We start from the raw sequence: 20,804 nt of genomic DNA, 5'->3' as shown, positions 1-20,804 counted from the left end.
AAATGAATAAAACAGTAAAAATTATTTTAGTATTAGTTGCTATTATAGCATTAGTATTCGTGTTAAAGTATTTTAAAGATGCCAACTCGAAAGATGTTGTAGACTATAAAGTTGAAGAGCCTTTTTATAGCTCAATAGATACAAAAGCTGTTGCAACAGGAAAACTAAATCCAGAAGAAGAAATAGAACTAAAACCTCAAATAGCTGGTATAGTAGACAAAATACTTGTTGAAGAAGGCGATAAAGTAAAAAAAGGCGACTTAATAGCCACTATTAGGGTAGTACCAAACGAGCAAAATTTAGTAAGCGCAAAAAGTAGAATTAGTACCGCTAAATTATCTTATGATAATGCTAATGTACTTTATACAAGAAATAAATCTTTATTTGAAAAAGGTGTAATTGCGCTTCAAGTTTTCGAAAATAGCGAGCTATCCTTCAATCAAGCCAAAGAAGCTTTAAGGCAAGCTCAAAACGATTATCAAATTATTAAACGAGGTTCTATCTCAGGAGGTAGCTCTGCAAACACAAATATTATTGCTCAAATAGCAGGTACTATTCTTGAAATTCCTGTTAGAGAGGGCGATCAAGTTATAGAAAGTAACAGTTTTAATGCAGGTACAACTATAGCAACCATTGCAGATATGAGTTTAATGATTTTTGAAGGTAAGTTAGACGAAGCAGAAGTTGGTAAAGTTCAAGAAGGAAAAGAAATTAAAGTTATTTTAGGCGCAATAAGAGATAAAGAATTTCCGGCTAAATTAACATTTGTAGCACCTAAAGGTATTGAAGAAAACGGAGCAGTACAATTTACAATAAAAGCCGATGTTACCATAGATTCTCAAACCAATATAAGAGCTGGTTATAGTGCAAATGCCGAAATAGAAATAGAAAGTAAAGACAGCGTTTTAGTTATAAGAGAAGCGCTTTTACAGTATAACAGAATTACAGAAAAGCCTTTTGTTGAAATCATGAAAGGCGATAATAAATTTGAAAAACAAAATGTAGAACTTGGCCTGTCTGATGGTATTAATGTTGAAATTACCGAAGGCGTTAAAGAAGGCGATAAAATAAAAGTTTGGAATAAGGCATCAAAAGATAACGAAGATGAAGACAATGATTAATATGAAAACATTACGCTTTAAAAGTACTTTGGTTTCTTGTTTACTTTTAATTGTAGCATCTTCTTTTGCTCAAGACAAAAAGTGGACCTTACAAGAATGTGTAGACTATGCTTTAGAAAATAATATATCTGTAAAGCAATCGTCTTTAGATACCGAAATTGCTCAAGAAAACATAACAAGTGCAAAAGGTAATTTTTTACCTAATGTAAGCGGTTCAACATCAGGAAATTTTAATTTTGGTTCTTATTTAGGGCAAGATGGTAGCAGAATTTCTAGTAACACATTTGGTACTAATTTAGGCTTAAATGCAGGTGTTACTTTATTTAATGGGTATAGAAATACAACATTATATAAGCAAGCAAAACTAGGTTTAAAGTCTAGCGAGTTACAATTACAAAAACTAAAAGACGATATTTCTCTATTTGTAGTTAACAGTTATTTAAATGCATTGTTAAGCAAAGAAAATTATAAAATAGCCGAAGAGCAGGTAAGAGTAACTAAACAACAAATTGAAAATATAAAAACTTTAGTTGAAGAAGGTGTAAACCCAAAATCAGACTTATTTAATGTACAGGCTCAATTAGCAAGTAATAACGAGCAGTTAATTACAGCCCAAAACGGAATTGATTTAGCATTATTAAACTTATCTCAATTATTACAAATACCTCAAGCCGGATTTGATATTGAAGATGTAAACTTTAATTTAGATTCTGCCGAACTAGCCTATACAGATACAGAAAAAATATTTAGTAAAGCTGTAACAGACAGACCAGAAATTAAAGCGGCAGAATTAAGTATAGAAAATTCGCAATTAGATATCGAGTTAGCCAAGGCAGCATTTTACCCAACTATAAGTTTGGGCGCAGGTTTAGGAACTTCGTACCAACATACATTAGGCGAAAAAGATAGACGTACAATTATAGATCCTAATACAGGTATGGTTAGTTCTATTCCTAATGGTTTTGGTAAACAATTTAATGATAACCTTGGTTATAATATTGGTGTAAGTTTAAATATTCCAATTTTTAACGGAAATAGAACAAGGTCTAGTGTTGATAGAGCCGTTATAAATAAAGAGCGTATTACACTTGGTTTAGAGCAAGCAAAGCAAGATTTAAGATCGACTATTGAAAATGCTTATTTTGATGCAAGAGCGGCCTTAAATCAATTTAGAGCTTCAGAAGCATCATTAAATGCTCAAGAAGAAGCTTTTAGAGCAGCTCAAGAAAGTTATAATTATGGTACTATGACGGCTTTCGAGTTCGAACAAGTTAGAAACAGGCTAATAAGTGCGCAATCTACATTAGCAAACTCTAAGTTCAATTTTGTTTTTAAAACTAAACTTTTAGAGTTCTATTATGGTATTCCAATAACTTTAGAGTAAAAAATATTTCTTTAATTTGTAGTTCCCGTTTTTTGCGGGAATTACTTTTTTTAAATAAAAACTATTGGCTTACATATTAAATATAGAAACAGCAACAACTAATTGTTCGGTATCTCTTTCAAAAAACGGAGAAACTATTGTTTTAAAAGAAGATAACGATAAAGGTTATTCGCATGCCGAACGGCTTCACGTTTATATTAATGATGTTTTAAAGGAAGCAAAAATAACTTCGAATAATTTAGATGCTATTGCCGTTAGTAAAGGCCCTGGTTCTTATACGGGTTTACGTATTGGTGTATCGGCAGCAAAAGGATTATGCTTTGCATTAAACATTCCATTAATTTCCATACCTACTTTAGATGCCTTGGCGCATCAAGTTAAAATTAATGAGGGCGTTATAGTTTCTATGCTTGATGCCAGACGTATGGAGGTGTATTCTGCAGTTTATGATGCAAATTACAATCAAATTAGAGATACCAAGGCTCAAATACTAGACAACACTTCTTTTAGCCATTATTTACAACAAGGCAAGGTTTATTTTATTGGTAATGGCGTAGAGAAAACTAAAGCATTAATAAACCATCCTAATGCGTGTTTTATTGAAGATAAATTGCCATCGGCTAACGAGATGAGCTTAATAGCATACCATAAATATAAAATAAGCAACACCGAAGATGTTGCTTATTTTGAACCTTATTATTTAAAAGATTTTGTGGCTTTAAAACCAAAAGCTAAATAAAAGTTTTATTAAAATAACGAGTTGTAATAATTAACAACGTTTTGTAAATCGTTTATATTAGTCGGTTTAATTTTTTCAGACTCTATAAAAGCTTTTATTTCTTTTTGTTTTTCAGGAAATAACACCCATAAATCTTTCCTTTTTTTAGGAACAAGTTTGGCTTTGTTTTCAAACATTAAATAATAGGTGTCTTTAATTCTATTAAAACGAGCAGGACTCGAGGTTAAAAAACTGTTTTTAGGCTTTGTTTCTTCTTTAAAAATGACTTTCTCTTTTTTAAGTAAGGTACACATGTTTGTGTCTTTTTCAGATTCAATAACAAAAAAGCCTAAAGCTTTTTTGTTATTGTCTAAATATTCATAAGCTCTATATGTTTTCTTTTTTAATACTATATATAAAAAACCTATTTCTTTTTTTAATAAATAATAATCAACACCATCATCCATTAATGATATTTCCATGTTATCTGTATAGGCATTGTATCTAATAAATGCCGTACCAATATATTTTGAATTTTCTGTATACGCTTTACCAATAGGTAAGTTGTTTTCTGCGCCAGAGTTATTATTTATATAAGGCGAACCTTGTATGTTTTCGTACCTAAGGTTGCTTCCATCCGAACTTAAAAAACCATCTGGTAAGTGGTTTCCTTTTATAAAACCAAAGTTAGAACTTGATATAACTTGCCCATCTCCTTTTGTAAATATTTGTCCCAACATGGTGTTGAATGAAAATATAATACAAAATACGAGAAGTGCCTTTTTCATTTTTTTTAAGTTTAATTACCCTTGTTTTTGTATTTCAACTTGGTGTGGGTAAGGAATTTCAATTCCTGCTTTATCAAGTGCTTCTTTTACATCTTCGGTTATACCAAAGTAAACATCCCAATAATCGTCTGCGGTACTCCAAGGTCTTACTGCAAAATTAATCGAGCTGTCTGCTAATTCAGATACATTAACTGTTGGTGCAGGTTCTTTTAATACTTTTGGGTGCGAGGTTAAAACATTCATTAATACCTCTTTTGTTTTTTTAATATCAGAATCGTAACCAACTCCAAAGGTTAAATCTACACGACGTGTACCTTCGGTAGTGTAATTTATAATATTTCCGTTAGAAAGTGAACCATTTGGAATTATAATTTCTCTATTAGATAAGCCTGTTAGCTTAGTAGTAAATATTTCAATTTCTTTTACAACACCAATTTCGCCTTGAGCCTCAATTAAATCTCCAATTTTAAAAGGTTTGAATATCATTATTAAAACACCTCCAGCAAAATTTCCTAACGAGCCTTGTAAGGCCATACCAACGGCTAAACCAGCTGCGGCTAATATGGCAGCAAACGATGTGGTTTCTACACCAACAGTTCCAAGAACTACAACAATTAATACAATTTTTAATATCCAACTTAATAGGTTTAATAAAAATTTTTGCAAACTTTCATCGTAGTTTTGTTTAGACATTATTTTTGTAGTAGCTTTTAGTAATTTTTTAATGACCCAAGAGCCAACTATCCAAATGACAATGGCACCAAGAATTTTTAGTCCGTAATCCAATCCTAGTTGTAGCCATTTTTCTGTGTCGATGTTTTCTAAATTCATAATTTTTAAAGTTTTAGTAATTGTAAAAATAAAAACTATAGTAAGTTTTTAAGTTTTAAAATGGTTAAATGTTTTTTAAATTAAGCAAAAAATTAATGCAATAATGGCAGGTATGGCCTGTACATAAAATAGTTTTATTTGCTTTGTAGAGTAAGACCCATATAGGTCAGCTATGGTCACACAAATTAGAAAGAAGATTGCTGTTTGTAAGTCGTTTTTAATTATTGTGTAAACAAGACCAGCTGCAAGAAAACCATTGTAAAGGCCTTGGTTTGCTGCTAATACTTTGGTGTTTTCTGCAAATTGTTTAGATTTTAATCCAAAGGTTTTAATGCCTTTGGGCTTAGTCCAAAAAAACATTTCTAAAATTAAAAAGTACAAATGCTCAAGAGCTACAAATGCAATAAGTAAAATTGTTGCGAGTGTCATTTTTTTATAAATTTTAAAGCTTCGTTTATTTTTGTAACTGGTAGTTTACAGGCTTTATTTACACAAACATAAATGTAAGTGTTATTTGGTGTGTATCTATTTTCTAATAAGGGCATATTGTTTTCTGAAGTGCTTCCGGCTATAAGTTTATTAGGAATATAGTTTTTATTTAATTCGGTTATTTTCTTTATTGCATCTTTGCCAACAATGGCAATTTCATAATATGGGTTTGTGTAATTTAGCATTAAGTCGAACCAATTTGAATATCCTGAAGGGTAATCTTGCATTTCTGGTTTTACATTATTAAGCATGGTTGTTGCTGTTGTACTAAATTTTTCATTATCGAAGTAGTGCGATAATTTAAGTAGATTTTTAGCCATGATAGAATTGCTAGCAGGTATTACGTTATCTCTATATTCTATGCTTCTAGATACTAATGAAGCATCATTGTTGGATGTAAAAAAGAACATGTTACTGCTTTTATCAAAAAAATGAGTAAAGGTGTAATTTGTTAAATCTTTGGCAGTAATTAACCATTTTTCATTTAATGTGTTTTCGTATAGAGTAATAAAAGCTTCAATAGTAGTAGCATAATCTTCTAAATATCCATTTATACTACTTTTTCCGTTTTTATAATTATGGTTTAAACCTCCGTCTTTTCGTAATTGATTATTTATTATAAAATTAGCGTTTTTTTCCGCGGAAGCGAGATAATCTTGATTTTTAAAAACACGATAAGCATCTATATATCCTTTTAGCATTAAAGCATTCCAAGAGGTTAAGGTTTTGTCGTCCAATCTAGGTTTTGCTCTTTTATTACGTGCTTCTAGAAGTATGTTTTTCCATTTGTTTTTTTTATTGATTAAATTGGTTGGCGTTAAGTTATGTGTTTTTAATATGGTGTTGTCATCATCTTTTCTAATAAGTATATAATTATCATGTTCCCAAAAGCCGTAATTATTAACGTTATAGTAATCGGAAAATAGTTTAAAATCTTCTTTTAGAAGTGTGTTTAATTCGTTTTTAGTCCAAACATAAAAAGCGCCTTCTTCTAGTTTGCCTTTTGCTGTATTACTATCGGCATCGAGCGATGAATAAAAAGCGCCGTTTTCTTTGGTCATGTTTTGTTTTACGTACGCCAATGTTTCGTTAACCACGTTTTTGTAAAGTGGGTTTTTGGTAATAAGATAAGCATCGGCATATAGACTAACTAATTGCCCATTATCGTATAACATTTTTTCAAAATGAGGAACATGCCATTTGGTATCTACAGCATATCTTGAAAACCCGCCGCCTATTTGATCAAAAATACCGCCATATGCCATTTTTTTAAGCGTTAAGTTAACATAGTCTAATATGTTTTTATTGTTGCTTTGATAAGCGTATCTTAACAGAAAATGGTAGTTGTTTGGCATCATAAATTTTGGTGCCTTATTCATGCCTCCTTGAACATTATCAAATTGTTTAGACCAATTTTTAACAGCTTGCTCTATAAAAGTTTTTTCAAAAATAGGTGCATTGGCGTTTAACTTAACAATATCTAACGATTTAATGCCTTCTTCAAGTTTATTGGCGTATTCATGGAGCTTTTCTGGACTTTCATTGTATAGTGTTGAAATCTGGTTTAAAGCATCTGTCCATTGGGTTTTATTAAAATATGTGCCACCCCAAACTGGTCTGCCGTCGGGTAATGCAATAACGTTTAATGGCCAACCGCCGCTACCTGTCATGAGTTGTACAGCATTCATGTATACTTGGTCTACGTCTGGGCGTTCTTCTCTATCTACTTTTATATTAATAAAATTTTTATTCATTACCTGAGCCACAATGCTGTCTTGAAAGCTTTCGTGCTCCATAACATGGCACCAATGGCAAGCTGCATAACCAACACTAATAAGTATTAGTTTGTTTTTGGTTTTTGCTTGTTGTAAAGTGGTTTCGTTCCATGGGTTCCAGTTTACTGGGTTGTGCGCATGTTGTAGTAAATATGGGCTAGTCTCGTTTACAAGGGCGTTGGTATATTGGTGTTTTGCAGGTTTTTGGTTTTGTTTTTTACAACCAATAATTAATGTGAAAAAGATTAGAGGAATTAAATGCTTCATTTACCAAAGTTAGCGAATTTATACCATAAAAAAAGCGTTCGGTACTCGAACGCTATAAGTTTTGTTTTGGGATAGGGTTTACTCTACCTCGAAGGTTATTTTTAGGTTTACTCTAAAATCTGCAACTTCACCATTTTTAACACTAGCACTCTGGTCTTGAATGTATACAGAACGAATGTTTTTAACACTTTTTGATGCGTGTTTTACTGCTTTTTTAGTGGCGTCTTCCCAACTTTTTTCTGAGTTTGCTAATACTTCAATAACTTTTAATACTGCCATAATTTTTAGGTTTAAATTAGATGTTTAGTCTTCTAAATTGAAGACTTTGTGTGTTTTAGACCTAATAACACTAAAAAAGTCACAGTTAATTAACCATTAATAGCTTCAACAGTTTCAACTTTTCCGGGTAGCATTTCTTTAAGCATGTTTTCAATTCCACTTTTTAATGTGTAAGTAGATGATGGGCAACCACTACAGGCACCTTGAAGCATAACACTTACATTTTTTTCTGCCGAATTGTAAGAAATAAATTGAATATTTTAGAATAATTACCTAAGTAAACCCTAATTGTACCTCCTAACAAGTATAATCGTGTAATTATTCTAATAAATGCTTGATTAGTTTTAAACAGCTTTAGGTCGATGCGTTAATTTTACAATTGTAATAAACACTTTAATTTTTTAAAAAACTTAATATGAATAAGTATTATATTTCATTCCTCTTTACATTTTTAACTTTTAGCTTAACCTATTCTCAAAATACAGCTACAAAAAAAAGCAAAGAAGATATTATTACTGTAAAGATTGACAGTATTTTATCATTATTAACATTAGAAGAAAAGGTAGCGATGTGTCATGCACAATCAAAATTTAGTACTAAGGGTGTTGAGCGGTTAGGTATCCCTGAGATTTGGATGTCTGATGGACCTCATGGAGTGAGAGCAGAAATTAGTTGGGATTCTTGGGACTATGCAGGATGGACAAACGATTCCATTACAGCTTTTCCTGCATTAACATGTTTGGCAGCATCATTCAATCCAGAGTTATCTGCTCAATTTGGTAAAAGTATTGGAGAAGAAGCACTTTACAGAGAAAAAGATGTTCTACTAGGGCCAGGTGTTAATATTTATAGAACACCCCTAAATGGTAGAAATTTTGAATACTTAGGAGAAGATCCTTATTTGGCTTCCAAATTGGTTGTACCATATATTAAAGGTGTTCAAAAGAATAATGTGGCTGCATGTGTTAAACATTTTGCACTAAACAATCAAGAACATTGGAGAAGTACCATAAATGTTGAAGCTAGCGATAGAGCATTACATGAAATTTATCTGCCAGCCTTTAAAGCCGCGGTAAAAGAAGCAGGTGTTTGGTCTATTATGGGAGCCTACAATAAATTTAGAGGACAGCATACCACACACCATGAGCTTTTAACTAATAAAATATTAAAAAATGATTGGGGTTTTGATGGTGTAGTAATTAGTGATTGGAGCTCTACTCATGATACTATGGAAGCTGCGTTAAATGGATTAGATATGGAAATGGGAACAGGAACCGATGGCTTAGGCACCACAACCTCTAACCATTATGATTATTATTATTTGGCTTCACCATTTTTAAAAGCTATAAAGCAGGGTGAAATTGAAGAATCTGTGGTTGATGATAAGGTAAGACGTATCTTAAGATTAATGTATCGTACTACTTTAAAACCTAATAGAGGTTTTGGAAAAGTAAATAATAAAGAGCACCATGAGGTAGCTAGAAAAGTAGCGCAAGAAGGTATAGTATTATTAAAAAACGAAAATAACTTTTTCCCTATTGAAGATAAAAAAGGTATAACTATTGCAGTTATTGGTGAGAATGCTACGCGTTCTATGACTGCTGGTGGAGGATCATCTGAGTTAAAACCTCAATTTGAAATTTCGCCTCTTGAAGGTTTGAAACAACGATATAAAAATGCAAAAATTATTCATGCTATGGGTTACCATACTGGGCCTTCTATTTATGATAACATTATTCCATCTAAACTAAATCAAGACTCTCTTAGAGTTCAGGCTATTGAAACAGCTAAAAAAGCCGATGTAGTTTTATATGTTGGAGGACTAAATAAAAGCCACTTGCAGGATTGCGAAGGTGACGATAGGCAGTCTTATGAACTTCCGTATAATCAAGAAGAATTTATTACTCAATTAAAGACTGTTAATTCTAATTTAGGCATGTTATTAGTAACTGGAAATGCTGTTGAAACACCATGGTTAGATAAAGTTGATGGTTTAATTCAAACTTGGTATTTAGGTAGTATGGCAGGCCATGCTATTGCAGATGTGGTTAGTGGCGATGTAAACCCATCTGGAAAGCTTCCATTTTCATTCCCTAAACAATTAAAAGATAATGGTGCGCATTTTTACGGCGAGTTATCTTATCCTGGAGATGGTACTAATCAGCACTACAAAGAAGATATTTTAGTAGGGTATAGGTGGCACGATACCAAAAAAGTAGAGCCTCAATTTGCTTTTGGATATGGTTTGTCTTATACAAATTTTAGTATTTCAGATGTCGTAACTAATAAAAAGAAGTATAACGAAGAAGATATCATTACAGTTTCTTGTAAAGTAAATAATATTGGTAATGAAGAAGGATTAGAAGTTGTACAAGTATATGTAGGCAAGAAAAAATCTAAAGTAAAAAGAGCATTAAAAGAATTAAAAGGTTTTAATAAAACTAATATTCAGTCTGGCTCAAGTAAAACAATTAGTATTGATATTCCTGTAAGTACTTTGGCTTACTATGATGAGGATAAATCTGATTGGGAAATTGAAAAAGGTGATTATATTATCTATGTTGGTAATGCGTCTAACAACATAACAAAAACACTCCCTATTAATATTAAATAATTATTTAGTTAGTCGATTAGTTAACACCTATGTTATATAACATAGGTGTTTTTTATATACATTTAGGTAACTTAAAACTAAACTATAGACTTTTTGTTAAGAAAATAATTTTAATTTATTAGGGTTAATTTTGAGTAAAATTGAACAATAGTTTTTCTTTTTATTTCAAACATTAAAAGTTTACTATGTTATTAAATAATAGTGATTAGAGAAAAGTATGAGTAAATACTAAAAAAAGCGGGTACCTTAAGCAAAAAAAAATCGTCTAACCAAACTGTTAGACGATCTTAAACAACAACTTCAACTTCACTATTAATTAATCTAAGCCTTCTAAAAATCCTGTATGAGCCTTTTTTAATTCAAATTTATCATTATATAATAATGGCCAGTCGTTACCAGGATGGTTTAAATCTGTACTATAAGGTATCCAAGATTCATTATCTTTAAACCCCCATACCGTTAAAGCATATTTATTTGCTGTAGGAAGTGCGTTATATATTTTAACTATTTCCTTATACTTTTCTTTTTGAGCTAAAGCTCTTTCTTCTGTTAAGTAAGTAATGTCGTTATTTTGGTTTACTTGAATATCTAGCTCAGAAACATGAATTTTCAAGCCTAACGCAACAGCTCTATTTATATCGGTTTCTATTTGTTCTTTAGTAGGACTTAAATAGGTGTTATGCATTTGAAAACCAACACCATCAATAAGGTTACTTGCGTTCAAATCATTAACAATTGTAAACATTTTATTTTGCTTAGGTATGTTAGTTGATGTGGCGTAATCATTATAAAATAATAATAAGTTTGTATCGCCTGCAGCATTAGCGGCATCTCTTGCCCATTGGTAGCAATCTTTAATATAATTATCTCCCATTTTTTGAAGAAAAATGGTGTTTCTCATATTACCATTATCATCAACGGCTTCATTTACAACATCCCACGATTTGATTTTTCCAGCATAACGAGTAACTACATCGGTAATATATTTTTTTACTTCTAATGCAAACTCAGCGTCCGTTCCCGAATAATTCGATAGCCAATCTGGCACGGCATTATGCCAAACTAAGGCATGACCATGAACATTTATTCCATTATCATTTCCGTAATTAACTATTTTATCTGAAGCTTCCCAATTGTAAGAACCGCTTCCTGTAGAAATTGGGTTCATTTTCATTTCGTACTCAGCTGTAATGCTGCTAAATTCATTTTTTAACACGACATCATAAGCACTTCCTTCTGTTAGCTGATGAGCTTTAACAGCAACACCTACATAAAAAGGGTTGGCTAAAGCATTGGCTTTAACCTTAAGAAAAGTTGGGTCTTCGGGTTCTTCAACAGCAACTCCTGTTGTTGTAACCGTGATAACATTTGAGTTATTGGTAATTTCTGTGCCTTTTTTTGCTCTTACCCTGTAATAATAGTTGCTTGCAGTAGAAAGCCCTGTTACAGTAACCGTATTATCTTGAACAATAAGAGCATTATATCCAGTAAGCATAACAGAAAAATCACTATTTGTTGAAACATCTAATAAATAACTCTCTGCTTCGGAAACCAAAACCCAGTTGGCTTGAAAGGAATTATCTGTAATATTACTAGCCATTGACGCAAATGGTATGTTTAATTTAGCAGAGGGTTCTGGGGAATTTCCACTGTCATTATCTGTACTACAACTTAGCATTGTAAGTACTAAAAAACAGAATATTCCCATTTTTATTTTCATTATTTTCATTTGTTATATGTTTAAAAAGGTTACTATTTTTAATCTAGTAACCTTATTATATTACTTTAAATATTTAGCGTTACTCCTTTACCCTAAATATAATGTCATCAAATTGTACACTTGAAGAAGTACCATTATTAGGTAAAGAAACTTTTACTTGTAATACACCAGAGGGATCAACTTTTTCAGTATCGGTTGCTGCGTTCCCTGGGTTGTAATTAGATCCAAATTGATCTAAAGTAGTAGAAACTTCTTGCCAACCACTAGATGTAACTGTAAAATTATAAGCCCAAGTGTCTAGAATAACATCAAAAGATGAACCTGCATTGGCATTTACCATCATTTTAAACGTTACCTTAGAGGCTTCTGTGGCCGAACTTGGTAAAAACGCACCTGCTTCATTATTCTGGCATCCATTATACCCAAATGCAGTTCCTCCGTTATAATCGTATTGAGCACAATTACCTGTTTCGCCAGTAGCAGTTACAGATAAATCGCCTGCATCTCCATAAAACCCCCAAGTACTAGTATATAGACCATTTCCATCAAAATCTTCAAACAAATAATCAACAAATCCAAAATTGATATTAACAAATGTTGTGTTTGTAATACCAGGGCCAGGCTCTACAATTGCGGTGCTTCCAGCTTCGGTAGTAATAATAACATGCTGTCCTTCGGTAGCATCAGTTGGTACTATAAAGTACATTTCTTGATCTGAAACTAGAGTGTATTCTAGTGGTTCTTCACCAAAGTAGACAGATTGTATGCCTATAAACCAGCTCCCTTTAATGGTTACTTTATCTCCTAGTTTTGGATTAAGAACACTAAGTTTATCAAATACAGGAGCAGGTTGTATAATGTTAATTTGAGAATCAATTTCTCCATTTTCTGTTATGAATTTTATAGGCTGAACCCCAAAATCATATGGGTTTTCAAAATCATAATTAGGGATATTGAAAAAGATAGCATTATTAGAGTTTAAATTAGGGTTAAAGCTAACTTCTAATTGATTATTTAGAATAATTTTTTCTAAACCAGACAAATTTGTTCCTTCAATTTTTAGCAACTCGCCAGGTGTGCCTGAGGCATTAGGGCTAGCTTGTGATGAAAAAGAGGTTATTGTTGGTAATTCTACTTCATCTTCAGAGCATGAAAATAATGTAATGGCAAAAATTGCCGTAACTAAATATATTTTTATTAAATTTTTCATAATTGTAGTTTAAAAATTAAAAGGAACAGGAGCGGCTGTTAAATTTTCATTAATGCTTATAGCACCAGATGGTAGTGGCATAGAAAAGAAATCGTCTGTTGGCGTTACTTTAATGGAATTCAATTCTGTTCTGGCATCATCACCATAAAAACCTCGTTCTTGAGCAGCGATTTCTGCTAATGCATCAGCTCGATTTCTACGTTGAAGGTCGAAATAATATTGCCCTTCTAATAAAAATTCTATTCTTCTTTCTTTAAATAAACTGGATTGCGTAATACTACTAACAGAGTTTAATCCTGCACGAGAACGTACTCTGTTAAAGGCTGTTAGTGCTTCACCATCAGAGGTGGAAGCATTGTCTGCTAATTTAGCTTCGGCCATCATTAATAAAACATCTGCATATCTTAGCATATTTGTGTTTTGGTCTGTACGCATGAAGCAAACATTATATCCATCATCTGGCGAACCAACAATATATTTTCTGAAGTTTAATGCAGTTTGAGAAGGAAGTTTATTAAAGGTGTAACCATCTTTTTTGCTTAATAACTCTGGGTAAAAATCTCCATCAATCATAATGGATGGTTTTCTTCTTTTGTCACCATCTTCGTATAACCCTGGCAAATCGATGGTTGGCATATAAGAACCCCAGCCGTCTCCGCCTCCTGTTATACCTGAACCAGATGGCACGATAAAGGCTTGTTCTGTGTTTTGAGTGCCCCATTCATTACAATTAACTGTCCATTGTAAAGCGAATAAACTTTCTATACTATTGTTAAAGTTTGGATTGTTAAATAAGTTGCCATATTCTTCTAGTAAATCGAACTTACCACTATTTATGACTTCTCTACACAAATCTGCGGCCTCATTATATTTTTTTAAATTTAATTTTACTTTAGCCAACATACCCATGGCAGAGTATTTACCAATTCTCCCTGTTTTTGGTTCTGTTGTTAATTTTTCTGCGGCATCTGTTAAATCCATTTCGATGAATTTATAAACATCAGATTCTAAATTTCTAAAAGCGTTTATTCCATCGGCATTTTCGTCAAAAATAGGAACAGGCCCCCATATTCTAACTAAATAATAGTAGGCAGTTGCTCTCATAAACTTTGAGACGCCAATACCTTGGTTAAATGCGTCCTCTGGAATATTATCTTTGTCTCTAATTAAATCTTGCATTAAGGAGTTAGATTGGTTCACTACAGAAAACAAGGCTGTCCAATTACTATTTAGTACCGCATTGTCATTTAATACAGATGCTTCTGCAAATGGTCTAAATTCGCCATCGTTAGCCCATACATTACCTGCATAAGTATCTCCTTGGGTTATCATACCCTTAAAGTTATAATCAAACCAACCTTTTGTATACAATCCATTTTGAATGCCTTCATATGGGGATGCTCCAGGAGGTAAACAGTCTACACACAATGAATTCTCCGATCTTAACTCGGTGAAATCTTCTGAACATGATACTATGGAAAGTATGACAGTCAATAGTATCAATACCTTTTTTATTTGTTTTTTCATAATAATCAATTTTAATTTTTTTAAAATGTTAGATTAACACCTAGGGTTATAGTTTTTGCTAAAGGGTATCTACCCACATCTAAACCAGCATATCTTATGTCTGAATTTCTGCTTCCAATTTCTGGGTCTAAACCAGAATATTTGGTAAATGTGAATAAATTTTGCCCTGAAAGATATACTCTAGCTTTAGTAAAGAAGTTTGTTTTACTTAAAACATCTGAGTTAATATTATATCCCATGGTAATGTTTTGGATTCTTAAGTAAGATCCATCTTCGACAAAGCGATCTGAAACTCGCGTATTAGAATTACCGTTTGCTAAATCAATTCTTGGAATGTTTGTGTTTTGAGCAAGATTTGCAGCATCATCTAGAGTAACACCATCTGGTAAATAGTTTACAACAAAGTGATTTAGAGCATCTTTTGATTGATTTTCACCTAAGAAACGTAGTGCTTCTGTGTAAAACCTATTTTGATTGTATATTTTATTACCATAAGATCCATTTAGAACAATGCTAAAATCAAAATCTTTATACGAAATGTTATTATTTACACTAAAGGTGAATTTAGGAAGTGCAGACCCAATATACGTTCTGTCGGCAAGTGTAATTTCACCATCGTTATTTAAATCTTTGAATTTAATATCTCCTACGCTGGTTTTACCTGGAACTTGTACAGCACTATCATCTACCTCTTGTTGAGTTCTGAAAATACCGTCTGTAACATAACCATATATTTGACCTAAAGATTGTCCTTCTTCAACATAACTATATAATAATTCTCCGTCCGATTGCGGTATGTTTGCCGTTAATGGTTTTGTACCTCCATAAAATTTGGTTAACTCGTTGGTGTATGTTGAAAATATAAATGTAGAGTTCCATGAAAAGTTGTCTGTTAGGATATTTCTTGTGTTCAATTTTATATCCAAACCTTTATTAACCATTTCACCTACATTCTCATAAGGTAGAACTCTTCCTGCTGTTCTATCATCAGCTGGTCTTTGTATTAAAAGGTCTGAGGATTTCTTTTGATACAAATCAAGATCTAGTTTTATGGCATCATTTAACAAGCCTATTTCTAAACCAAGGTTAGTAGATTTTAAAGTTTCCCATTTAATATCTGGGTTACCATCTACTGTATAAACGTATGAAAGCCCGCTAGATGATGGAACGGCAGAAAATTGTGTTTGATATAAAAAGCTAGGTATATTTTGGTTTCCTACTTCACCGTAACCTGCGCGTAACTTTAAATAATTTATGGTACCTGAAGATTTCATAAAATCTTCATTTGAAATGGTCCAAGCACCAGATACTGAAGGGAAATATCCCCATTTATTATTTGGTCCAAAATTTGACGATGCATCTGCTCTTATAGAGGCTGTTAAATAATATTTACTATCATAGTTGTAATTTGCTCTTGCAATGTACGACTGCATAGCCCAAGCATAACTTTGATTATCGACTTCAGAGGTCGATTTTAATCCTAATACCAAATTGTCAAATTCGTTGTTTCCTTCTAAATCTCTTCTAGAACCTCTTAAATATTCAAAATTACTTTTTTGTCTTTCTTGGCCTAAAACTAAGTTTATGCTATGTTTATCTGTATACTTGTTATAGGTTAGAAAGTTCTTAACTGTCCAGTAATAACCTTGGTCTTGTTGTTTAAGTGAAGAGTTTACTTCATTTGCAGCGGTACCAATGTTTTCATATGTTGGGATAAATACTCTTCCGTCACCAGCGTTTAAATCGTATCCTAATTCACTTCTAAAAGTTAAGTTTTTTAAGAACGAAATTTCTGCAAATAAATTACCGTTTATTTTGAATTTTTTATCTAGATTGTTAACATATTCTGAATATGCTACTGGGTTAACAGCTTCATAATTATTCGATGCTCCATTAACTCCGCCTCCAGGAGCTCCAAAGCTACCATCTGGAAATCTTACAGGAATTAGTGGGCTTAAACGTAAGGCTGAAGACACAATACCACCCCTGTCATCATTTTTAACAATGCGTTGTTTAACACTACTTAAGGATATATTGTTTCCTACTTTAAACCAGTCATTAACTTTGGTATCGATATTTAAACGCATTGAAATTCTTTCGAAATTGGTGTTTACTATAACACCTTCTTGCTTGAAATAACCTAGAGATGTATAATAACGTGTTCCGTCTTTTTCTCCTGATACTGCAAGCTGGTTATTTGTAACTATCGCACTTCTAAAAATTTCCTTTTGCCAATCTGTACCTTCACCTAGTAGACTTGGGTTTTGAAATATGAAAGGTACGTCTCTATTATCAGATTTTAACAAATCGCTAGTATATTGCGCATATTCCTTAAGATTCATCATATCGTAGTATTTAGCAACGCTTTGAATACCTGTATAATTATCAAAAGAAATGGTTGTTTTACCTTTTTTACCTTTTTTTGTTGTTATTAAAACAACACCATTGGAACCGTTGGCTCCATAGATAGCTGTAGCCGAGGCATCCTTTAATATATCGATAGATTCAATATCTGCCATGTTTAAACCAGATAGGGCTGAATTTACATTTTGCCCAGAACCTCCACCTGTAGCTGTTCCTAAATCTAAAGAGGTGTTGTTTCTGTCTGCAAATACTGGCGTGCCATCTATAACATAAAGGGGCTCATTGCCATAAAGCGATGTTATTCCTCTAATTTTAATGGATACACCTCCACCAGGTGCGCCTGAGTTTTGAGAAACCGTTACACCAGCAGCTTTACCTGTTAAAGCTTGGTCAACAGAAGAAAAAGGCTGATCTTTTAATTCTTCAGCTGAAACAGAAGATATTGCTCCTGTTAAGTCTTTTCTTTTGGAAGTACCGTAGCCAATTACTACGACTTCCTCTAATTTAGAGGTGTCTTCAAATAAAGTTATGTTTAAATTACGCTCTCCATTGTAAGTAATCTCTTTTGTCGCGTAACCTAGATAACTAAAAACCAGAATATTATTTTTAGTTAGCTTAGTTAAAGAATACTTACCATCAAAATCGGTTATGTTACCTGATTTTGTGCCTTTTACTATAATATTAACACCTGGTAAAGGCATCCCAGATTCATCCGAGACTACACCCGTTACCGAGTTGTTTTGGGAAAAGACATTTTGTATGCAAATCATCACAAAAGTGATGACTGCCAATTTGAATTTCATCATCATATTAAATTAGTTTAGTTATTACTTAGTTTTTAGTTAATAATATTTTCGTTTCTACAACTGTAGTTGTATTAGTATCTGCTACTCCTTTAAAACCTGGTTGTTTTCCTCCTACGCATATATTTATAGAGCCTGGGTTAAATACTGCTTTTCCTTCTGGTGATGTTAAAGCATATTGTTTAGGTTTTATATTTAGTGTTACTGTTTTAGTTTCATTAGGACTTAATGTGATGCGTTCGAAACCAACTAACGATCGGTTTGGGGTGGTTTTATCTTTATTATCGTGAGACAGATAGAACTGAACAACTTCTTCACCTTTAAGTGCTCCTGTGTTTTTTACTTCTACTTTTACTTTAATATCTTCACCTATATTAACATTGCTTGAAACAGCTAGATTGGAATATGTGAAATTGGTATAGCTTAATCCGTGACCAAAAGGGAATAGTGGTTCTCCTTTAAAATATTTATAGGTTCTGTTTTCCATATTATAATCTTTAAAGTCTGGTAAATCATTTACAGATTTATAAAATGTTACAGGTAATCTTCCTGCAGGATTGTAGTCTCCAAATAGAATATCTGCTATGGCTTTACCGCCAAATTCTCCAGGATACCAGGCTTCTAAAATAGCTGGAATATGATCTGCTGCCCAGTTTACAGCTAATGCACTACCATTCATTAAAACTAAAATGGTTGGTTTGCCAAGTGCTTGTATTTTTTTCATTAACTCAATTTGAGTTTTTGGTAGTGTAATTTCCGATCTATCTCCTTTATCAAAACCTTCTAGTAAAACAGGCATTTCTTCGCCTTCAATGGATGGAGAAAGCCCTAAGCATAATACCACAACCTCAGATTTTTTTGCTGCTTCTAGTGCTGGTGTTATTAAGTCTTGATCTGTTTTTGCCCAAACTAATTGTGCTTGAGGGTCTGCATGATAGTTATAGTATTCTATCTTTATTTTATTTGTTTTGCCTTTGGTTAATTTTACATCAAAGTATTTAGTTTTGGGTTCGTGATCATCACTAAACTCAAACTGCAAAGTATCGTTAAAATACAGCTTTCCGCCACTACTTGCTCGCAATCCTATTCTATATGTTCCACTTTCATTTGGAATTAACTCTCCTGTCCATTTTACAGAGAAAACATCTTTTTCTATATCATCTACTGGGCGCTTACCTATCCATGTAAAATCTACAACAGCATCGTTTCTGGTAAGTTGAGGTTCACCTTCCCAATTCATGTTTTTGTAATATTCGCCTTTTAGCCCTTCTTCATTTCCATTTTTAAGTACACTAGAAGGAATGGTGTTTAGCATAGGCCAACCTACTGCAATATCACTTCCTAAAGCGTAGTTTACAGTAGCATTTGGTAATTTATTTTTAATTGCTAATAAAGGGGTAATATGGTTTTTTGGGGTGCCATGGTAATTACCTAATAGTGATTGTTTGGAGTTGGCATTTGGCCCTATTACTGCAATAGATTTAATATTTTTATCTAGAGGTAAAGTATGGTTTTCGTTTTTTAATAAAACCATAGATTGTTTAGATATCTTTTCGGATAACTCATGGTGCTGCTTACTAGCAACTACGCTATATGGTATTTTAGACCACTTAACTTGGTTGTCTGGGTTAAACATGCCTAATTTAAATCTTGCTGTGAATAGTCGAGTTAAGGCTAAATCAATTTTTTCTTCATCAATTAATTCCTTTAATACAGCTTCGGTTAAACTAGGGTCGTAAACACTACCACAGTTTAAATCGGTGCCTCTATCAACAGCTAAGGCTGCAGCTTCTTCTGGTGTATTTACAATGTTATGTTTGTCTGGTTCCCAAAAATCGTTTATCGCCCAACAATCTGACACAATATAACCTCCAAAGTTCCAATCGTCTCTTAAAATTTTGTTTAATAATAAGTTACTTCCGCAGCATGCTTCATCTCTATATCTGTTATAGGCACACATTACAGAGTGTACTTTTGCTTCTTTTACAGCAGCTTCAAATGCTGGTAAATAGGTTTCGTATAAATCTTTATTTGATGTTTGATAATTATCTTGGTGTCTAGATTTTTCGGGGCCGCTGTGTACTGCAAAGTGTTTTGCGGTAGCTATAACTTTAAAATACTTATCATCATCACCTTGAAGACCTTTAATATAGTTTACGCCAATTCTACTGGTTAAATATGGGTCTTCGCCATAGGTTTCCTGTCCTCTTCCCCAACGTGGATCTCTAAAAATATTAATATTAGGTGTCCAAAAATTTAATCCTTGATATATACCTCTTTTACCTTCTGATTTAAATTTATGGTGTTTAGCTCTAGCTTCGTCAGAAACTACTTCTCCCATTTCAAAAATTAAATCGGGGTTCCAAGTTGCTCCCATTCCTATACCTTGGGGAAATACTGTGGCTTCACCTGCTCTGGCTACACCATGTAAGCACTCATTCCACCAATTATATTCTGGGATGCCTAAACGCTCTATAGCTGGAGCATCATAACGCATTTGAGAGACTTTTTCTTTTAGAGACATCTGTTCAATTAAATTAGACACTCTATCTTTTATTGCTAGTTTGGGGTTTTGAAATTGGTAATCGTATTTATCCTCTTGATTTTTACATGAGAAAATAAATAGCAAACCAATTACAAGGTAGAGATGTTTTTTGCTAATTTTAAGTTTGGTCATTTTAGTTTTTTAATTTTTAAGTTGGTTTTAAATGAAAGATTGAACTAAAAAATGAAGTAGAACAAACCGAATGTTATATTGTTTTGCTATAACATAAATGGTATAAGCAACTTCCTTTTTTTAATACTTAAGTTTTATGTAAACAAATTTATATAAGGATGTGTTTGTTTATTGGTAAATGTTAAGCATTCGTTGGTAGATTTAAAGCAAAATGATGAGAATTACCAGTGAAAATGC

At 32.6% G+C, this 20,804-nt stretch carries 14 protein-coding genes and 1 pseudogene; 4 read left to right on the top strand and 11 right to left on the bottom strand.

Annotation, left to right across the window (positions count from 1 at the left end; genetic code table 11):
• Positions 1–2: 2 nt before the first annotated feature.
• From ACNG5D_RS14420 to tsaB, 3 genes are all read left to right on the top strand, one after another.
• Positions 3–1,121, top strand: coding sequence for an efflux RND transporter periplasmic adaptor subunit (locus ACNG5D_RS14420; protein WP_418184234.1), 1,119 nt, complete (start codon positions 3–5; stop codon positions 1,119–1,121).
• Entirely contained in the window at positions 1,105–2,505 is a 1,401-nt protein-coding gene (locus tag ACNG5D_RS14415) for a TolC family protein (RefSeq protein WP_418184233.1), read from the top strand. Before ACNG5D_RS14420 ends, ACNG5D_RS14415 begins: the two co-directional genes overlap by 17 nt.
• Positions 2,506–2,569: 64 nt before the next feature.
• Positions 2,570–3,244, top strand: coding sequence for a tRNA (adenosine(37)-N6)-threonylcarbamoyltransferase complex dimerization subunit type 1 TsaB (gene tsaB, locus ACNG5D_RS14410; protein WP_418184232.1), 675 nt, complete (start codon positions 2,570–2,572; stop codon positions 3,242–3,244).
• Between the two features lie 8 nt (positions 3,245–3,252).
• Here the strand turns inward: tsaB and ACNG5D_RS14405 are convergent, their stop codons facing one another.
• From ACNG5D_RS14405 to ACNG5D_RS14380, 6 genes and pseudogenes are all read right to left on the bottom strand, one after another.
• Positions 3,253–4,011 (bottom strand): hypothetical protein, encoded by a 759-nt coding sequence (locus tag ACNG5D_RS14405; protein ID WP_418184231.1) that lies wholly within the window; start codon positions 4,009–4,011, stop codon positions 3,253–3,255.
• A gap of 15 nt (positions 4,012–4,026) precedes the next feature.
• Positions 4,027–4,842 (bottom strand): mechanosensitive ion channel family protein, encoded by an 816-nt coding sequence (locus tag ACNG5D_RS14400; RefSeq protein WP_418184230.1) that lies wholly within the window; start codon positions 4,840–4,842, stop codon positions 4,027–4,029.
• Positions 4,843–4,917: 75 nt separating this feature from the next.
• Positions 4,918–5,271, bottom strand: a complete 354-nt coding sequence (locus ACNG5D_RS14395; protein ID WP_418184229.1) for a DUF1304 domain-containing protein — start codon at positions 5,269–5,271, stop codon at positions 4,918–4,920.
• Positions 5,268–7,373, bottom strand: coding sequence for a thioredoxin domain-containing protein (locus ACNG5D_RS14390; protein WP_418184228.1), 2,106 nt, complete (start codon positions 7,371–7,373; stop codon positions 5,268–5,270). Before ACNG5D_RS14390 ends, ACNG5D_RS14395 begins: the two co-directional genes overlap by 4 nt.
• A gap of 78 nt (positions 7,374–7,451) precedes the next feature.
• Positions 7,452–7,652, bottom strand: a complete 201-nt coding sequence (locus ACNG5D_RS14385; RefSeq protein WP_418184227.1) for a dodecin family protein — start codon at positions 7,650–7,652, stop codon at positions 7,452–7,454.
• A gap of 89 nt (positions 7,653–7,741) precedes the next feature.
• A pseudogene (locus ACNG5D_RS14380) lies at positions 7,742–7,912 on the bottom strand (NifU family protein); the annotation flags it as partial.
• Positions 7,913–8,067: 155 nt separating this feature from the next.
• Between ACNG5D_RS14380 and ACNG5D_RS14375 the strand changes: the two are divergent.
• Positions 8,068–10,266 carry a beta-glucosidase family protein gene (locus ACNG5D_RS14375; RefSeq protein WP_418184226.1) on the top strand — a complete coding sequence of 733 codons (2,199 nt, stop codon included), beginning with the start codon at positions 8,068–8,070 and terminating at the stop codon, positions 10,264–10,266.
• A gap of 316 nt (positions 10,267–10,582) precedes the next feature.
• Here ACNG5D_RS14375 and ACNG5D_RS14370 read toward each other — a convergent pair whose 3' ends face one another.
• From ACNG5D_RS14370 to ACNG5D_RS14350, 5 genes are all read right to left on the bottom strand, one after another.
• Positions 10,583–11,995 carry an endo-1,4-beta-xylanase gene (locus ACNG5D_RS14370; protein WP_418184225.1) on the bottom strand — a complete coding sequence of 471 codons (1,413 nt, stop codon included), beginning with the start codon at positions 11,993–11,995 and terminating at the stop codon, positions 10,583–10,585.
• Positions 11,996–12,065: 70 nt separating this feature from the next.
• Complete coding sequence (locus ACNG5D_RS14365; protein ID WP_418184224.1) at positions 12,066–13,196, bottom strand: IPT/TIG domain-containing protein; 1,131 nt, start codon at positions 13,194–13,196, stop codon at positions 12,066–12,068.
• Positions 13,197–13,205: 9 nt separating this feature from the next.
• Positions 13,206–14,723: a RagB/SusD family nutrient uptake outer membrane protein gene (locus ACNG5D_RS14360; RefSeq protein WP_418184223.1), complete on the bottom strand. Its 1,518-nt coding sequence runs from the start codon at positions 14,721–14,723 to the stop codon at positions 13,206–13,208.
• Positions 14,724–14,743: 20 nt separating this feature from the next.
• Positions 14,744–17,896 carry a SusC/RagA family TonB-linked outer membrane protein gene (locus ACNG5D_RS14355; protein WP_418184222.1) on the bottom strand — a complete coding sequence of 1,051 codons (3,153 nt, stop codon included), beginning with the start codon at positions 17,894–17,896 and terminating at the stop codon, positions 14,744–14,746.
• Positions 17,897–17,918: 22 nt separating this feature from the next.
• The gene (locus ACNG5D_RS14350) at positions 17,919–20,567 is read right to left on the bottom strand and encodes a glycoside hydrolase family 3 C-terminal domain-containing protein (RefSeq protein ID WP_418184221.1); all 2,649 of its coding nucleotides are present in this window, start codon (positions 20,565–20,567) and stop codon (positions 17,919–17,921) included.
• Positions 20,568–20,804 lie beyond the last annotated feature (237 nt).

Origin of the sequence: Algibacter ulvanivorans (genome assembly GCF_048381495.1) — a bacterium.
Classification (GTDB): domain Bacteria; phylum Bacteroidota; class Bacteroidia; order Flavobacteriales; family Flavobacteriaceae; genus Algibacter_B; species Algibacter_B ulvanivorans.
The sequence above is the reverse complement of the archived record's forward strand: the minus strand, read 5'-3'. Positions and strand labels throughout refer to the sequence as shown.

Excerpts from the sequence above, each read along its gene's own strand:
- ACNG5D_RS14385 (WP_418184227.1), bottom strand. The coding sequence starts at position 7,652 with ATGGCAGTATTAAAAGTTATTGAAGTATTAGCAAACTCAGAAAAAAGT.
- ACNG5D_RS14420 (WP_418184234.1), top strand. The coding sequence starts at position 3 with ATGAATAAAACAGTAAAAATTATTTTAGTATTAGTTGCTATTATAGCA.
- ACNG5D_RS14350 (WP_418184221.1), bottom strand. The coding sequence starts at position 20,567 with ATGACCAAACTTAAAATTAGCAAAAAACATCTCTACCTTGTAATTGGT.
- ACNG5D_RS14360 (WP_418184223.1), bottom strand. The coding sequence starts at position 14,723 with ATGAAAAAACAAATAAAAAAGGTATTGATACTATTGACTGTCATACTT.
- ACNG5D_RS14395 (WP_418184229.1), bottom strand. The coding sequence starts at position 5,271 with ATGACACTCGCAACAATTTTACTTATTGCATTTGTAGCTCTTGAGCAT.
- ACNG5D_RS14355 (WP_418184222.1), bottom strand. The coding sequence starts at position 17,896 with ATGATGATGAAATTCAAATTGGCAGTCATCACTTTTGTGATGATTTGC.
- ACNG5D_RS14375 (WP_418184226.1), top strand. The coding sequence starts at position 8,068 with ATGAATAAGTATTATATTTCATTCCTCTTTACATTTTTAACTTTTAGC.
- ACNG5D_RS14365 (WP_418184224.1), bottom strand. The coding sequence starts at position 13,196 with ATGAAAAATTTAATAAAAATATATTTAGTTACGGCAATTTTTGCCATT.
- ACNG5D_RS14415 (WP_418184233.1), top strand. The coding sequence starts at position 1,105 with ATGAAGACAATGATTAATATGAAAACATTACGCTTTAAAAGTACTTTG.
- ACNG5D_RS14390 (WP_418184228.1), bottom strand. The coding sequence starts at position 7,373 with ATGAAGCATTTAATTCCTCTAATCTTTTTCACATTAATTATTGGTTGT.
- ACNG5D_RS14370 (WP_418184225.1), bottom strand. The coding sequence starts at position 11,995 with ATGAAAATAATGAAAATAAAAATGGGAATATTCTGTTTTTTAGTACTT.
- ACNG5D_RS14400 (WP_418184230.1), bottom strand. The coding sequence starts at position 4,842 with ATGAATTTAGAAAACATCGACACAGAAAAATGGCTACAACTAGGATTG.
- ACNG5D_RS14405 (WP_418184231.1), bottom strand. The coding sequence starts at position 4,011 with ATGAAAAAGGCACTTCTCGTATTTTGTATTATATTTTCATTCAACACC.